General features: G+C 67.0%; 14 protein-coding genes. 8 read left to right on the plus strand and 6 right to left on the minus strand.

Annotation, left to right across the window (positions count from 1 at the left end; all coding sequences use genetic code 11):
* Nucleotides 1-222: 222 nt before the first annotated feature.
* Complete coding sequence (locus WFK36_RS01205; protein ID WP_336788987.1) at nucleotides 223-1,281, plus strand: LLM class F420-dependent oxidoreductase; 1,059 nt, start codon at nucleotides 223-225, stop codon at nucleotides 1,279-1,281.
* Nucleotides 1,281-1,466 carry a hypothetical protein gene (locus tag WFK36_RS01210; protein ID WP_336788989.1) on the plus strand — a complete coding sequence of 62 codons (186 nt, stop codon included), beginning with the start codon at nucleotides 1,281-1,283 and terminating at the stop codon, nucleotides 1,464-1,466. Before WFK36_RS01205 ends, WFK36_RS01210 begins: the two co-directional genes overlap by 1 nt.
* 106 nt (nucleotides 1,467-1,572) lie before the next feature.
* On the opposite strand, the gene WFK36_RS01215 is transcribed toward WFK36_RS01210, so the two are convergent.
* Both WFK36_RS01215 and WFK36_RS01220 read right to left on the minus strand, forming a co-directional pair.
* Nucleotides 1,573-2,520 (minus strand): 1,4-dihydroxy-2-naphthoyl-CoA synthase, encoded by a 948-nt coding sequence (locus WFK36_RS01215; protein ID WP_336788991.1) that lies wholly within the window; start codon nucleotides 2,518-2,520, stop codon nucleotides 1,573-1,575.
* A 21-nt stretch (nucleotides 2,521-2,541) separates the two neighbouring features.
* Nucleotides 2,542-3,042, minus strand: coding sequence for a hypothetical protein (locus WFK36_RS01220; RefSeq protein WP_336788993.1), 501 nt, complete (start codon nucleotides 3,040-3,042; stop codon nucleotides 2,542-2,544).
* A 131-nt stretch (nucleotides 3,043-3,173) separates the two neighbouring features.
* On the opposite strand from WFK36_RS01220, the gene WFK36_RS01225 reads away from it, so the two are divergent.
* Nucleotides 3,174-3,830 (plus strand): PaaI family thioesterase, encoded by a 657-nt coding sequence (locus WFK36_RS01225; protein ID WP_336788995.1) that lies wholly within the window; start codon nucleotides 3,174-3,176, stop codon nucleotides 3,828-3,830.
* On the opposite strand, the gene WFK36_RS01230 is transcribed toward WFK36_RS01225, so the two are convergent.
* The 3 genes from WFK36_RS01230 to WFK36_RS01240 all read right to left on the minus strand — a co-directional run bounded on the left by WFK36_RS01230 (nucleotide 3,831) and on the right by WFK36_RS01240 (nucleotide 6,391).
* Nucleotides 3,831-4,388: a sugar O-acetyltransferase gene (locus WFK36_RS01230; RefSeq protein ID WP_336788997.1), complete on the minus strand. Its 558-nt coding sequence runs from the start codon at nucleotides 4,386-4,388 to the stop codon at nucleotides 3,831-3,833. It abuts the gene before it with no gap.
* Nucleotides 4,388-5,638, minus strand: coding sequence for a saccharopine dehydrogenase family protein (locus WFK36_RS01235; protein ID WP_336788998.1), 1,251 nt, complete (start codon nucleotides 5,636-5,638; stop codon nucleotides 4,388-4,390). The genes WFK36_RS01230 and WFK36_RS01235 overlap by 1 nt, the downstream gene beginning before the upstream one ends.
* 135 nt (nucleotides 5,639-5,773) lie before the next feature.
* Nucleotides 5,774-6,391 carry a class I SAM-dependent methyltransferase gene (locus tag WFK36_RS01240; protein ID WP_336789001.1) on the minus strand — a complete coding sequence of 206 codons (618 nt, stop codon included), beginning with the start codon at nucleotides 6,389-6,391 and terminating at the stop codon, nucleotides 5,774-5,776.
* Between the two features lie 26 nt (nucleotides 6,392-6,417).
* Between WFK36_RS01240 and menD the strand changes: the two genes are divergently transcribed.
* Genes menD through WFK36_RS01255 form a run of 3 tightly spaced genes read left to right on the plus strand, consistent with a single transcriptional unit; the run spans nucleotide 6,418 to nucleotide 9,240 of the window.
* Entirely contained in the window at nucleotides 6,418-8,088 is a 1,671-nt protein-coding gene (gene menD / locus WFK36_RS01245; RefSeq protein WP_336789003.1) for a 2-succinyl-5-enolpyruvyl-6-hydroxy-3-cyclohexene-1-carboxylic-acid synthase, read from the plus strand.
* 11 nt (nucleotides 8,089-8,099) lie between these two features.
* Nucleotides 8,100-8,528: a hypothetical protein gene (locus WFK36_RS01250; protein WP_008377518.1), complete on the plus strand. Its 429-nt coding sequence runs from the start codon at nucleotides 8,100-8,102 to the stop codon at nucleotides 8,526-8,528.
* A 10-nt stretch (nucleotides 8,529-8,538) separates the two neighbouring features.
* Nucleotides 8,539-9,240 carry a demethylmenaquinone methyltransferase gene (locus WFK36_RS01255; protein ID WP_336789005.1) on the plus strand — a complete coding sequence of 234 codons (702 nt, stop codon included), beginning with the start codon at nucleotides 8,539-8,541 and terminating at the stop codon, nucleotides 9,238-9,240.
* A gap of 321 nt (nucleotides 9,241-9,561) precedes the next feature.
* Here the strand turns inward: WFK36_RS01255 and WFK36_RS01260 are convergent, their stop codons facing one another.
* Complete coding sequence (locus WFK36_RS01260) at nucleotides 9,562-10,833, minus strand: geranylgeranyl reductase family protein (protein ID WP_336789007.1); 1,272 nt, start codon at nucleotides 10,831-10,833, stop codon at nucleotides 9,562-9,564.
* A 103-nt stretch (nucleotides 10,834-10,936) separates the two neighbouring features.
* Here WFK36_RS01260 and WFK36_RS01265 point away from each other — a divergent pair, with 103 nt between their 5' ends.
* Together WFK36_RS01265 and htpX are read left to right on the plus strand one after the other, a co-directional pair.
* Nucleotides 10,937-11,953 (plus strand): polyprenyl synthetase family protein, encoded by a 1,017-nt coding sequence (locus WFK36_RS01265; RefSeq protein ID WP_008377521.1) that lies wholly within the window; start codon nucleotides 10,937-10,939, stop codon nucleotides 11,951-11,953.
* Nucleotides 11,954-12,047: 94 nt separating this feature from the next.
* Nucleotides 12,048-12,917 (plus strand): zinc metalloprotease HtpX, encoded by an 870-nt coding sequence (gene htpX / locus WFK36_RS01270; RefSeq protein ID WP_336789010.1) that lies wholly within the window; start codon nucleotides 12,048-12,050, stop codon nucleotides 12,915-12,917.
* Nucleotides 12,918-13,008 lie beyond the last annotated feature (91 nt).

The following is a 13,008-nucleotide window of genomic DNA, read 5'->3' on the forward strand; positions in this document are numbered from 1 at the left end:
ACTCGCAGCAACCCGATTTGTGGCGTCTGACCTGGGGGTTTCCGAAAATCATCAGCCTATTCACGTAAAGTTCACCGTCGTGATCCGAGTGCTTCACCAACGGTGAACTTCTTGACTGACGCTCAGCTTTCTCCAAGGTGTCGCGCGGGTTAACGAGTTGCCGAGTCGGGTGGCCGCTCCCGTCTCCGATCGGGTCTGGACGCGGTGTGCAAGAATCGCGGCATGACGCTGAAGCTGGGCATGCCCATCAATTACGCGGGCGACTTCCGGGAGACGATCGAGAATCTCCGCGACTTCGAATCGGTCGGTGTGCGACGGGTGACGGTGCCGGAGGCGTACAGCTTCGACGCGGTCAGCCAACTCGGGTACATCGCGGCTCGCACCGAGACGATGGAACTGCAGACCGGCATCCTGCCGATGTACTCGCGCACTCCGACCAACCTCGCGATGACTGCCGCCGGATTGGACTACATCAGCGGTGGTCGCGCCATCCTCGGTATCGGCGCGTCGGGGCCGCAGGTGATCGAAGGCTTCCACGGCGTCAAGTACGACTACCCGCTCGGGCGCGCTCGGGAGAACGCGGAGATCTGCCGCAAGGTGTGGCGTCGCGAACGCCTCGAGTACCGCGGCAAGCACTACCAACTGCCGTTGACGCAGGAAGACGGCGGCTCGGGCCTCGGCAAGCCGTTGAAGATCATCAACCACCCGGTTCGGGAGAAGATCCCGATGCTGCTCGCAGCGATCGGCCCGAAGAACGTCGAGCTGGCCGCGGAACTGTTCGAGGAGTTCCAGCCCTTCCTCTTCCACCCCGAGTACGTCCAAGAAGCCTTCGGCCCGGCACTCGCGGCGGGCAAGGCCAAGCGTGACCCGTCGTTGGGCGACCTTTCGATCGTCGTCCAGACGTCGACGCTCATCACCGAGGACAAGGACGCTGCGGAGAACGCGCTCAACGGCGTCCGCCATCACGCCGCGCTCTACATCGGCGGCATGGGCGCGCGCGGCAAGAACTTCTACAACTCGCTGGTGCAGCGCTACGGCTACGTCGACGAAGCCAAGCTCATCCAGGACCTCTACTTGGACGGCCGCAAGGACGAAGCGGCCGCAGCGGTGCCCGACGACCTGATCCGCAAGATGAGTTTGATCGGTCCGCGTTCGTATGTGCAGGAGCGTGTCGAGGCGTTCCGTGGCGCCGACGTCGGAGTCCTCCTCGCGTCGCCCGCGGCCCACACGCACCCCGAGCGCGTCGAGAGCATGCGGGAACTCGCCGAGATCATCGGCTGATGTCGAGCACCGTCCTCGCGTTGGTGATCGCGGGTGCGGTCATCGCAGGGGTCGTCGTTCTTGTCGGCGGCCTGTGTCTGGTCTATCTGAACGAAGATCGTCTGCGGTCCACACGTCCGGGCCGCATACTCTTCGGCGTCCTAGATTGGATCGGTCGACTCTTCGCCAAGATCCCGTGGTTCTGACACCCGCTCACTTCGCCGACCATCTGCTCACCTGATCGACATCTGCTCACCTCCAGAGGTGAGCAGATGTCGACGAAGTGAGCGGATGCAGGTTCGACTCGGGGTTCTAGTAGTAATACGGGTAGTCGTCCCAGTTCGGGGGCCGCTTCTCGAGGAAGGCGTCGCGCCCTTCGACGGCCTCGTCGGTCATGTATGCGAGGCGGGTCGCTTCGCCGGCGAACACCTGCTGACCCATCAGGCCGTCGTCGGTGAGGTTGAACGCGAACTTCAGCATGCGCTGGGCGGTCGGCGACTTCGAGTTGATTGCGCGCGCCCACTCGATCGCGGTGTTCTCCAAGTCTGCGTGGTCGACGACGCGGTTCACGGCACCCATCTTGTGCATCGTCTCCGCGTCGTACGCCTCGCCGAGGAAGAAGATCTCGCGGGCGAACTTCTGCCCGACCTGCTTGGCGAGGTACGCGCTGCCGTAGCCGGCGTCGAAGCTGCCCACATCGGCGTCGGTCTGCTTGAAGCGAGCGTGCTCGCGCGACGCCAGTGTCAGGTCGGCGACCACGTGCAGTGAATGACCGCCGCCCGCTGCCCAGCCGTTGACCACGGCGATGACGACCTTGGGCATGGTGCGGATCAACCGCTGGACCTCGAGGATGTGCAGACGCCCGCCCTCGGCCTTCACCCGAGCCTCGTCGACACCGTCGACAGTCGCGGCGGCGACGTCGGAGTCGTGGCTGGCTGCGTACTGGTAGCCGCTGCGACCTCGGATGCGCTGGTCTCCGCCGCTGCAGAACGCCCATCCGCCGTCCTTGCTCGACGGGCCGTTGCCGGTCAGCAGGACCGTGCCGACGTCGGGGGAGCGGCGAGCGTGGTCGAACGTCCGGAACAGTTCGTCGACGGTGTGGGGGCGGAACGCATTGCGGACCTCGGGTCGGTCGAAGGCGATGCGGACGATCCCGTTCGCCCGTCCCTCACCGATGTGGCGGTGATACGTGATGTCGGTGAGGTCGGAGAAGCCGGGGACCGGCTTCCACTGCGTCGGGTCGAACGGGTTCGAAGTCATGTGGTCCAGATTAGTGCGGGGTCACCGCTTGTCGCGCTTGGCCTGGCGGCGCTTGCCCTGTGCGATCGACGACGCCTCGTACTTCTTTCGGCCCGACTTGTCACGGGTGTCGTCGACCTTGGCCTTGCCCTTCGAAGAGACCTTTCCCGATCCCTTCCTTCCGTCCTTGCCGGGACCGGCGGATCCGCCCGCAGCTGCGGCGAGACGTTCGGCCTTGAGTGCTTCGGCCGCCTCGTGCGCGACGACGCCGAGCTGACGACTGACCCGACTCAAGGCCTCTTCGAACACCTCGGCGCGTTCGGCTCGCTTGACGTTCGCCTTCTTGGCCTGGCCCCGGGCGCCCTTCTTCGACACCTTTGCCGCGCCTTCGCGGCGATACTGACCGACGTGCTTGTTACGTGCCCGACGAGTGCGACGATGGAGTTTGAGGAGTTTCTCCTCCGACAGACCTGAGATCTGATCGTCTTCGGTCGACAGGACGAGTCGGTAGTCGGATTCACTGAGAATGTTCTTGATCGACATGTCATAGCCTTCGTCCAGAGTTGTTGTGGTGCACAGACTATGCCTCACCAGGCGTCTCATGTGCCCGATTCGTGGGGACGCGACGACCGGCCGACGGCGAGGGCGTCCAGTCGTGCGGATACGGTGAGACGATGACGGACATCTCGAAGCAGGACTGGAACGTGCCGGCGAAGGAGGATTCGCCCCACGAGGGCGGATTCCGCGCCGACCTGCAGGTCACCACAGAGCGCGGCGGACCGACGTACGGCGACATGATCGAACAGGTTCGCAGCTTCATGGACAAGGTCCGATACGCGAGCCCGACCCACGCGTTGGCCGACGAGGTGATCGAAGACCTCGTCAAGCTCAACGCGAAGCTCGACACGATGCTCGTCGACGAGTGGACGAGCCCGTCGGGCACCCGCATCGACCTTCCCTCGCGCGGCAACATCACGTTGCCGCCGTACGAGATCAGTGCGGGCGGCCCCGACAGCGTCGACGCGACCGTCACCTTCCGTCGATTCCACCTCGGTGGCAACGGAGTCGCGCACGGCGGTCACGTCGCAGTCGCGTTCGACGACCTCGGCGGCATGGCGGCGGCCCTGAAGATCGGCGGCGTCTCCCGGACTGCGTACCTTACGGTCAATTACCGCTCGCTCACTCCGCTGGAGACGGCACTGTCACTGCGTACTTGGGTCGAGCGCCGCGACGGCCGCAAACTGTTCGTCAAGGGCACCTTGCACGACGGCGACCGGCTCTGCGCCGACATGGACGCACTCTTCATCGAACTGAAGCCGGGTCAGGCCTGATCACTCTGTGGGCAGGTCCCGGATAGGGACGGCAGGCGATCCGACGGCCACGACGTGGTCCGGCAGGTCGCGCACCACAACGCTGCCCGCACCGACGACAGTGTTCCGGCCGATCGTGACGCCCGCGCCGACGGTCACGTTGGAGCCGAGCCAGCAGTTGTCGCCGATGATGATCGGAGCTGTCCGCTCCCAGCCCTCTCGACGGAGCCGGTGGTCGTCGATCGGGTGAAGTGCAGTGGCGAGCACAGCGGAGGGGCCGATGCGGACGTGATCTCCGAGCGTGATCGGGCCGTCGTCCATCAAGAAGGCGTCCGCGTTGACGAACGCTCCCCGTCCGACGCGGATGTTGAACCCGTAGCTGCAGCGGAGTCGCGGAACGATCTCGGCGTCGTCGCCGAACTCGGCGAACACCGAGCGCAGCACCGCGACTCGGCCGGCGTGGTCCGCTGCGCCGAGCGCGTTGAACGCGTCCATCGCAGTTCCGCACTCGTCACGCAGCGCGCGCAGCGCTGGACTGTCCAAGTACCACTCGCCGGAGACGAGCGAGGCGACGTCCATCAGTCGTCGAGTGCGTGAGCCTCGACGACGAAGCCTGCGGCGCGCAGTCGCTCGATGAGGACGTCGCCCATGGCGACGCTCGGCGTGAGGACGCCGGCACGGTCCGGCAGTTTGTCACGGTCGAGGGCGAGCGCCAATGCGCTTTCGCCGAGCATGACGGCGGTGGCCTTGTAACCGGGGTCGCCGTGCGCCCGCATCTGCGACCGGTACCGGCGTCCCGTCGTGGTCTGTGTGAACGTCTGGGTCACGAAGTGACCGGCCTCGCGCGACTTCTCGTCCGGTCCCTCCCCGGGCTTGGGGAGCACCCAGTCGAGGACCTTGCGGGTGGGCCGCAAACTCATCGCACCGAGGAACAGGCCGGTTCCCACGGACACGGCTCCCGCGAGAACCGCGGACAGTCCCGGGATGCTGCCGACGGCCATCGTCTCCTGGTAGCGGAAGGCGTCGCCGTAGGCGCCGTCGCGCAACGCGTTGGACCGGCGCACGATGCGAGTGTTGAACGACGCCATGAAGAACGGCGCCAAAGTCCCGCGGAGCGACTTGTCGACCTTGCGGGCGTCCACCGGCGAGATGTCGCTCGGCTCGGAGTTGATGCCTGCCCGTGGAGTCTCCCCGGGGCCGCCCGACAGGGCCTGCGGATTGAGGAGCAGTCGACGGGTCTGTGCATCCTTCGCCTGATCGGTGATCACACGCACCGAATCGATCGTGCCCCCGGATGCGGCGCCGCGCATCGACGTCAGAACCATCGTCGTGTCCGTCATCTCGCCCTCGCCGTCTTCGGTGATCTGGCGGTGAAGGAGATAGGCGCCGATGTCCGACGGGATGGAGTCGAAGCCGCACGCGTTGACGATGCGCGCGCCGGTTCCGCGAGCGGTGTCGTCGGCTTTGTCGATGGCGAAACGCACAAACGGAACCTCGCCGGTGAGGTCGACGTAGTCGGTGCCCGCTGTGGCGGCGGCGATCACCAGATTCTCGCCGTACTTCAGGTACGGGCCGACCGTGGTGCACACCACCTGGGTGCGGGCGCACATCGTGTCGAGCGACGACGGGGACTGAGAGTCGGCGACGATCAGAGGCCAACCCGCCGCGTTCTCGCCGAGCCTGCGTCGGACCGCGGCGAGCTTGGTCTCCGAACGTCCGGCCAGCGCGACGCGCGTGCCGGCCGGGGCGTGCTGGGCGAGGTACCGGGCGGTCAGCTCGCCGACGAAGCCCGTGGCTCCGAAGACGACGACGTCGAATTCGCGACTCATGGAAACGAGGTTAGTCGACATGTGTGACGAAGGGTACGAGGCAATTCTGCCCGCCACTGCGCGGTTCGGTTGTGGGCGTGACCTTTCGACTCGCGTCGCTCGCTCAAGGGGCAGGGGGACGTCACGCCACACGGATCAGGGGTTACTGGCGGCGCCGATCACAAACGCGCCGAACGGTTTCGGTGAGGCCTTGGCGTAGAACGCATCGACGGTGGTGATGTCCCAGCCCGCGTCAGCGATCGCCGAAGGGATGTCGCGGGTCAGGTGACAACCTCCGCCGAGCTTCTTCTGAACGGGTTCGAGTCGGCGCTGCCAGCGGCGGACTCCGTCGTCGGGCGCGGTCCCGTGCTCGAGGAACGCGAACACCCCTCCCGGCCGGACCACGCGGCGCAACTCGGCGAGCGCCGAGGCCAGGTCGGGGATCGTGCAGAGGGTGAACGTGGAGAGAGCGGAGTCGAACGTGTCGTCGTCGAAGGGGAGACGCTGACCGTCGAGTCCCGCGCGGTCGATCGGAATCGATGACGACGCGACGCGGTCGTGGGCCAACGCCCACCCGCCATCGCTGGGCTCGATCGCCGAGACCCGCCGCACCGAATCCGGATACTGGCCGACGTTGAACCCCGAGCCGAACCCGATCTCCACGACGTGGCCGGACAGCGGTTCGCATGTGGCTCGACGCAGTTTGTCCATCGCGGGCATCCCGCAGGTCTTGGTGATGATCCGCGGCAGCACCCGCTCCGAATAAAGGCCCATGGGCTCACGGTAATAGGGTTCACGCTATGAATCCGTCCACTCTGCAGGCTCGCGTGATCGTCGACGAGATGATCCGCAGCGGCATCGACGAAGCGGTCCTGTGTCCCGGTTCGCGCAACGCGCCGCTCGCCTTCGCTCTGCACGCTGCCCACCAGCAGGGACGACTCCGACTGCATGTGCGGATCGACGAACGGTCTGCCGGATACCTCGCGGTCGGGCTTGCGGTCGCGTCCCGCAGGCCGGTGCCCGTCGTCATGACGAGCGGGACCGCCGTCGCCAACATGAGCCCCGCCGTGTTCGAGGCGAACTACGCCCGTGTGCCGTTGATCGTCGTGAGCGCCAACCGGCCGTACGAGCTGCTCGGGTCGGGCGCCAACCAGACGATCGAACAGTTCGGAATCTTCGGCACCCAGGTCCGAGCTGCGATCAGCCTCGGCCTCGCAGAGGAAGACCTCGACACCAACTCACAGTGGCGTTCCGCGGTCGGACGTGTGGTCGCGGCCGCGAGGGGTGCACGCACAGGCAACCCCGGGCCCGTCCAGTTCGACATCCCCCTCCGCGAGCCGCTCGTCCCCGATGCGTCGGACGATCCGACGGCGGATCTGGCCGATGCGGCAGGCGGGAAGTTCGCTGGCCGTCCCGACGGTGAGCCGTGGACGTACTCGCCAGGCGGACGACTAGAGATCCCGCTCGACATCGACCTGACGCGCGACACCGTCGTCGTGTCGGGGCACGGATCCGGAGTCCATCCCGAGCTCGCCGCCCTCCCGACCGTTGCGGAGCCGACCGCGCCGCGTCCCGCCAATCCGCTTCACCCGCTGGCCCTGCGCGAACTGAAACCACAGCAGGCCATCATCTGCGGGCGGCCCACACTGCACCGTTCGGTGTCGAAACTGCTCGCCGACCCCGGCGTGGACGTCTACGCACTCACGACAGGTCCGCGGTGGCCCGACGTGTCTGGGAACGTCCGGGCGACGGGTACCCGCGCCGAACCTGCCGGCGCGCCACGCGCCGACTGGTTGGCGCAGGCTGCCGAGATCCACGACCGTGTCGTTGCGGCGGTGGACGCCGAACTCGACGCCACCGACGTCACCACCGGCCTGCACGTCGCCCGCACCGTGGCATCGGCCCTGCGTTCAGGGGACCGGCTGGTGGTCGGAGCGTCGAATCCGGTACGCGACGTCGCGCTCACCGGCCGGGTGGTCGACGGTGTGGCAGTCATGTCGAACCGGGGCGTCGCCGGCATCGACGGCACCAACGCGACCGCCATCGGCGTAGCGCTCACCGCTGACGCCGACGCCCGGACCATCGCCCTGATGGGCGACCTCACATTCATCCACGATGCGACCGGCCTTGTCATCGGACCTGCTGAACCACGCCCGCACAACCTCCGCATCGTGGTCGCCAACGACGACGGTGGAGGGATCTTCAGCCTCCTCGAACAGGGTGATCCGCGGTTCGACACCGGTGACTACACGGGTGTGTACGACCGGATCTTCGGCACGCCGCACCGCACGGACCTCGCTGCGTTGTGCGCAGGCTTCCACATCGGTCATCGTCGCGCGAACCTCTCCGACCTCGGGGCGATGCTCGACGAACCCGCGCCCGACGGCGGCATCGAAGTGATCGAAGTTGCGACCAGCCGCGAAGGTCTGCGACCGGTCCACGACCGCATCCTCGCTCGACTGGCGGGGTAATCTCTCACCCCATGACCCCGATCCTTGTCAGGCGCGTGCAGATCACGCTCGCCGCGCTCGGCGTCGTCGTGACGCTCATCGGGGCGGTCATCGTCGCCGGCGCCTATCGCAACGACGCGAAGATCGATGCGAACAAGGCGACCGCGGTCGCCGAGGTGATCGCCGCCGATCGGCTCCACGCGGCGGTCAACTTCGTGACCCCCGACGGCGTGCTGCGGAACCCGAAACTCGGGCTCCTGTACCCGACCCAACTGTCGACAGGGCAGCGGATCCTCGTCGACTACGACTCCACCGATCCCGACACCCTCGCCAGGCCTGCGGGTCGCGGCGCCGACCTGTCGATCAAACCGGCCGTGTCGATCGTCGCCGCGGGATGGATCGTCGTGATCATGCTCATGCTCGCCGTGGCCGAAGTGGGACGGCGCACTCGCCGCGGATAGTCTCGGTGGCATGACTACTGGTCCCCACCGCGCCGGTCTCGACAAGCAGCCCGCCGACGTCGCCGAGATGTTCGACGGAGTCGCTCGCCGCTACGACATCACCAACACGGTGCTCTCGTTCGGCCAGGACCGTCTCTGGCGTCGCAACACACGCCGTGCTCTCGCGTTGCGCCCTCGCGACGTGGTCCTCGACCTCGCCGCCGGAACCGCCGTGTCGACGACGGAACTCGCCGCGTCAGGGGCCACCGTCGTCGCGGCGGACTTCTCCCTCGGAATGCTCCGGGCAGGTGTCCGACGCGCCGTGCCGAAGGTCGCGGCCGACGCGCTGCATCTCCCGTTCGCCGATGCGTCGTTCGACGCCGCGACGATCTCGTTCGGCCTCCGCAACGTCAACGACGTCCCGCTCGCGCTGTCGGAGCTCAAGCGCGTGCTCAAGCCCGGCGGACGACTGGTGATCTGCGAGTTCTCGACGCCGACCTGGCGGCCGTTCCGGACCGTCTACATGGAGTACCTGATGAAGGCGCTCCCTGCCGTCGCCACCAAGGTGTCGAGCAATCCGGACGCCTATGTGTATCTCGCGGAGTCGATCCGCGAGTGGCCGAACCAGGACGGCCTGGCGTCGCTGATCTCCTCCGCGGGCTTCGCCGACGTCGGCTGGATCGACCAGACCGGCGGCATCGCCGCCATCCATCACGCGATTCGCCCGTCGTAGGCGGGCAACGGAATCGGCCGGTTTGTCGCTGGTCAACGCGTCTGTCAGTGAGGGTCGCGAGGATGTTGTGCGGTGTCGTTGTGGGTGGGTCTGGCGAAAAGGTGCTTGGGACGACGGGAGGTGGCCGGTTGAGCGTGAATCGGCCAGTTCGATCTGGTCATGGCGCCTTTGGGCGGCTCCCGCAGGGAGGGCGCCGCCGCGACCTCCATTTACAGACGCGGCCTTCACGAAGGCCGCGGCTGCGAACGAGGCGTCGGTCTGCGTCGTCGGATGCAGCGTTCGTCATCGAAGTCCGCGAGTGCGTGGAGGTACGGCTCAGGCTCAGGAGAACGGCGGGCGCGACTCGAATCGTGACGCGGCGATCCCCGCGCCGCGCCAGGCGCGTGCGATGAGGTCGGAGTCGTCGGCGGTCAGCAGGTTCCCCATCACCCTGACCACGGTCGACATCAAGGCCGCCGACCGGATCCCGGGACGCCCGAGGACGGGAACCGTCTTCGGCATGGTCAGCAGGCCCGCCGCACGCCGGGCGGCCGCGAAAACTGGACCGTACTCACGACGGAGCAACTCCGGCCAGGCAGCGGTGAAGTCGGCTTCGTCGTCGAGCATCGCGACTGCGAGCTCCGCTGTCTCCAACGCGTAGTCGATGCCCTCGCCGTTCAGGGGATTCACACATGCCGCGGCGTCGCCGATCAGCATCCAGTTCGCGCCTGCCACGCCGCTGACCGCACCGCCCATCGGAAGCAACGCGGATGCGATGCGTTCCGGCGTGCCCGTCAGCACCCATTCGTCGGACACCATCCGCGCATAGTGTTCGAGGACTGGCCTCAGCGCCATCGACGCCGGACGCTTTCCGGTCGCGAGTGCCCCGACGCCGACGTTGACGGTTCCGTCGCCGAGCGGAAACACCCAGCCGTACCCGGGCAGCAGTTCGCGGTCGGGTCCGCGCAGTTCCAGGTGAGAACCCATCCATTCCGCGTCGGACCGGTCCGATGCGACATACGAGCGCGCAGCGACCCCGTATGCGGTGTCCCGATGCCACTCGCGGCCGAGGGACTTGCCGAGCCCCGATCGGACGCCGTCGGCGACGATCACGTTTCGCACCGCGATCGCCGAGCGCTCGCCACCGCGTTCGACGGTCACCGACTCGATCCGGCCGCCGGTGATCTGGACGCCGACCGCCTTCGTGCCCTCCACCATTCGGGCGCCCCGTGCGACGGCGAACCGTCGGATCGCGTCGTCGAGCTCCCACCGCGACACGGCGCTTCCGACCGGGCCGAAAGTCGACGACGGCCAGGCGACCTGCTGGCGTCGGCCCCAGCCGTTCAGCTCGAGGCCGCGGATCACCGGGCGATCGGCGAGGAAATCGCCCATGCCGAGATGCTGCATCGCCGAATAGGCGCGCGGCGTGAGGCCGTCGCCGCAGGTCTTGTCGCGGGGGAACGTGGCGGCGTCCAACAGGACGACGTCGAGTCCACGTCGAGCCGCATGTGCCGCCGCCGCCGCGCCTGCGGGACCTGCGCCGACGACAAGGAGGTCGGCGTCGGAGGGGAGACCGCTGGGGCCGTGGTGGTCACCGGGGGTTGCGCTCGTCACCCGACCAGTATGTCGGGCGGAGTCGGACGATAGGGTGGGCGGTGTCATCGACCTCTCGCCGAACACGCGGCGACCCGAGAAGACGAGATGGGGCACGACACCCGTGAAGTCCACATTCGCCGGACTGGACCTCGGCGCAGACGAGTTCGCAACGCAGGTGCAGACATCACTGGCCCGCGTCGAGGATCTGTTGCTGAGTGAACTCTCGTCGGGCGACGAGATCCTCACCGAGGCCGCGACTCACCTCGCCAAAGCGGGCGGCAAACGTTTCCGTCCCATGTTCGCGATCCTCTCATCGCACTTCGGACCCGACCCGGAGAACAACGACGTCATCACGTCGGCCACCGTCATCGAGATGACGCACTTGGCGACGCTGTACCACGACGACGTGATGGACGAGGCTCCGCTGCGCCGAGGTGCGCAGTCCGCGAATGCCCGGTGGTCGAACTCGGTCGCGATCCTCGCGGGCGACTTCCTGTTCGCTCGCGCGTCGCACCTCGTGTCGACGCTCGGCCCGGACGCGGTGCGGATCATCGCCGACACGTTCGCCGAACTGGTGACCGGCCAGATGCGCGAGACTGTCGGCGCTCAGGGCCGAGATCCGGTGGAGCACTACCTGCGGGTGGTGTGGGAGAAGACGGGGTCGTTGATCGCATCCGCGGGTCGCTTCGGCGCCATGTCCGCGGGCGCCGACTCGGAGCGCGCAGCCACTCTGCAGCGTCTAGGCGACATCATCGGCACGGCGTTTCAGGTGTCCGACGACGTCATCGACATCGCGTCGGTCACCGGCGACTCTGGCAAGACACCCGGCACCGACCTCCGGGAGGGTGTCCACACGCTGCCGGTCATCTACGCGCTGCAGGGCGACGGGCCGGACTCGGTCCGTCTGCGCGAACTGCTGGTCGACGCCGACACAGGCGCCGCCCGTCCGCTGACCGACGACGCCGAGGTGACCGAGGCGCTTCACCTGCTGGTGGCGTCCGACGGCATGGTCGCGGCGCGCGCCAAGCTGCAGGAGATGGCTGACGAGGCGAACGGCCTTCTCGCCACCCTGCCCGCCGGTGATGCCAACAACGCCTTCGCATCGCTGGTGCGGTACACCGTGGAACGGATCGGCTGACGTCGGACGCCGTCGATGGTTGCGTCTGGAACTTTTCTCCGTCGCTTGAGCGTTTGAGTGTATGAACGTCTCAAAGGAACCATAGGAGGCTGGCGTGCATTTCAACGGGCTCAAGACTGCTGCGTTGATGGGTCTGATGTCGGCGATCATCGTCGGTATCGGTGCTGCTTTCCAGAACACGACGATCCTGTTCGTGTCGGTGCTGTTGGCGGTCGGAACGAACGCGTACGCCTACTTCAACAGCGCTAAGCTGTCGTTGAAAGCCATGCACGCGCAGCCCGTCACCGAGGTGCAGGCCCCCGCGCTGTATCGGATCGTCCGTGAGCTCGCCACGCAGGCACATCAACCGATGCCCGCGCTCTACATCAGCCCGACGGAATCACCGAACGCGTTTGCGACCGGACGCAATCCGAAGAACGCCGCCGTCTGCTGCACGAGCGGCATCATGGACCTCCTCACCGAACGGGAGCTCCGCGCGGTGCTCGGTCACGAACTGTCGCACGTCTACAACCGCGACATCCTGATCAGCTCTGTGGCGGGCGCGATGGCAGCCGTCATCACCGGACTGGCGAACATGGCGATGTGGATGGGCATGTTCGGCGGCAACCGGGACAACGGTCCGAACCCGCTCGCCATGATTCTGGTCTCGTTGCTGGGACCGATCGCCGCGAGCGTCATCCAGATGTCCGTGTCACGGTCTCGGGAGTTCCAAGCCGACGCCTCGGGCGCGGAACTGACCAACGACCCGCTGGCGCTGGCCTCGGCGCTCGGCAAGATCTCGGGCGGGATCGCGTCGGCTCCGCTGCCGCCGACGCCCGATCTGACGTCGCAGTCGCATCTGATGATCGAGAGCCCGTTCCGGGCCGGTGAGAAGCTCTCACGTCTCTTCTCCACGCACCCACCCACCGCCGAGCGCATCGCCCGACTGGAGCAGATGGCCCGCGATCAAGGGCAGTCGTTCTGATCGTCAATCCTGGGTAGCCGAGGGCACTCGCGGTGAAGCGAGCACTGAAGCGTGGGCGGGGATTGTCACGACGAGCCCTCCACAGCGCGCG

The organism is Gordonia malaquae, assembly GCF_037148075.1.
Taxonomy (GTDB): domain Bacteria; phylum Actinomycetota; class Actinomycetes; order Mycobacteriales; family Mycobacteriaceae; genus Gordonia; species Gordonia malaquae.

Coding starts and splice junctions, on each gene's coding strand:
- WFK36_RS01205 (WP_336788987.1), top strand. CDS start 223: ATGACGCTGAAGCTGGGCATGCCCATCAATTACGCGGGCGACTTCCGG.
- WFK36_RS01220 (WP_336788993.1), bottom strand. CDS start 3,042: ATGTCGATCAAGAACATTCTCAGTGAATCCGACTACCGACTCGTCCTG.
- WFK36_RS01210 (WP_336788989.1), top strand. CDS start 1,281: ATGTCGAGCACCGTCCTCGCGTTGGTGATCGCGGGTGCGGTCATCGCA.
- WFK36_RS01235 (WP_336788998.1), bottom strand. CDS start 5,638: ATGAGTCGCGAATTCGACGTCGTCGTCTTCGGAGCCACGGGCTTCGTC.
- WFK36_RS01255 (WP_336789005.1), top strand. CDS start 8,539: ATGACTACTGGTCCCCACCGCGCCGGTCTCGACAAGCAGCCCGCCGAC.
- WFK36_RS01215 (WP_336788991.1), bottom strand. CDS start 2,520: ATGACTTCGAACCCGTTCGACCCGACGCAGTGGAAGCCGGTCCCCGGC.
- menD (WP_336789003.1), top strand. CDS start 6,418: ATGAATCCGTCCACTCTGCAGGCTCGCGTGATCGTCGACGAGATGATC.
- WFK36_RS01225 (WP_336788995.1), top strand. CDS start 3,174: ATGACGGACATCTCGAAGCAGGACTGGAACGTGCCGGCGAAGGAGGAT.
- WFK36_RS01250 (WP_008377518.1), top strand. CDS start 8,100: ATGACCCCGATCCTTGTCAGGCGCGTGCAGATCACGCTCGCCGCGCTC.
- WFK36_RS01230 (WP_336788997.1), bottom strand. CDS start 4,388: ATGGACGTCGCCTCGCTCGTCTCCGGCGAGTGGTACTTGGACAGTCCA.
- WFK36_RS01240 (WP_336789001.1), bottom strand. CDS start 6,391: ATGGGCCTTTATTCGGAGCGGGTGCTGCCGCGGATCATCACCAAGACC.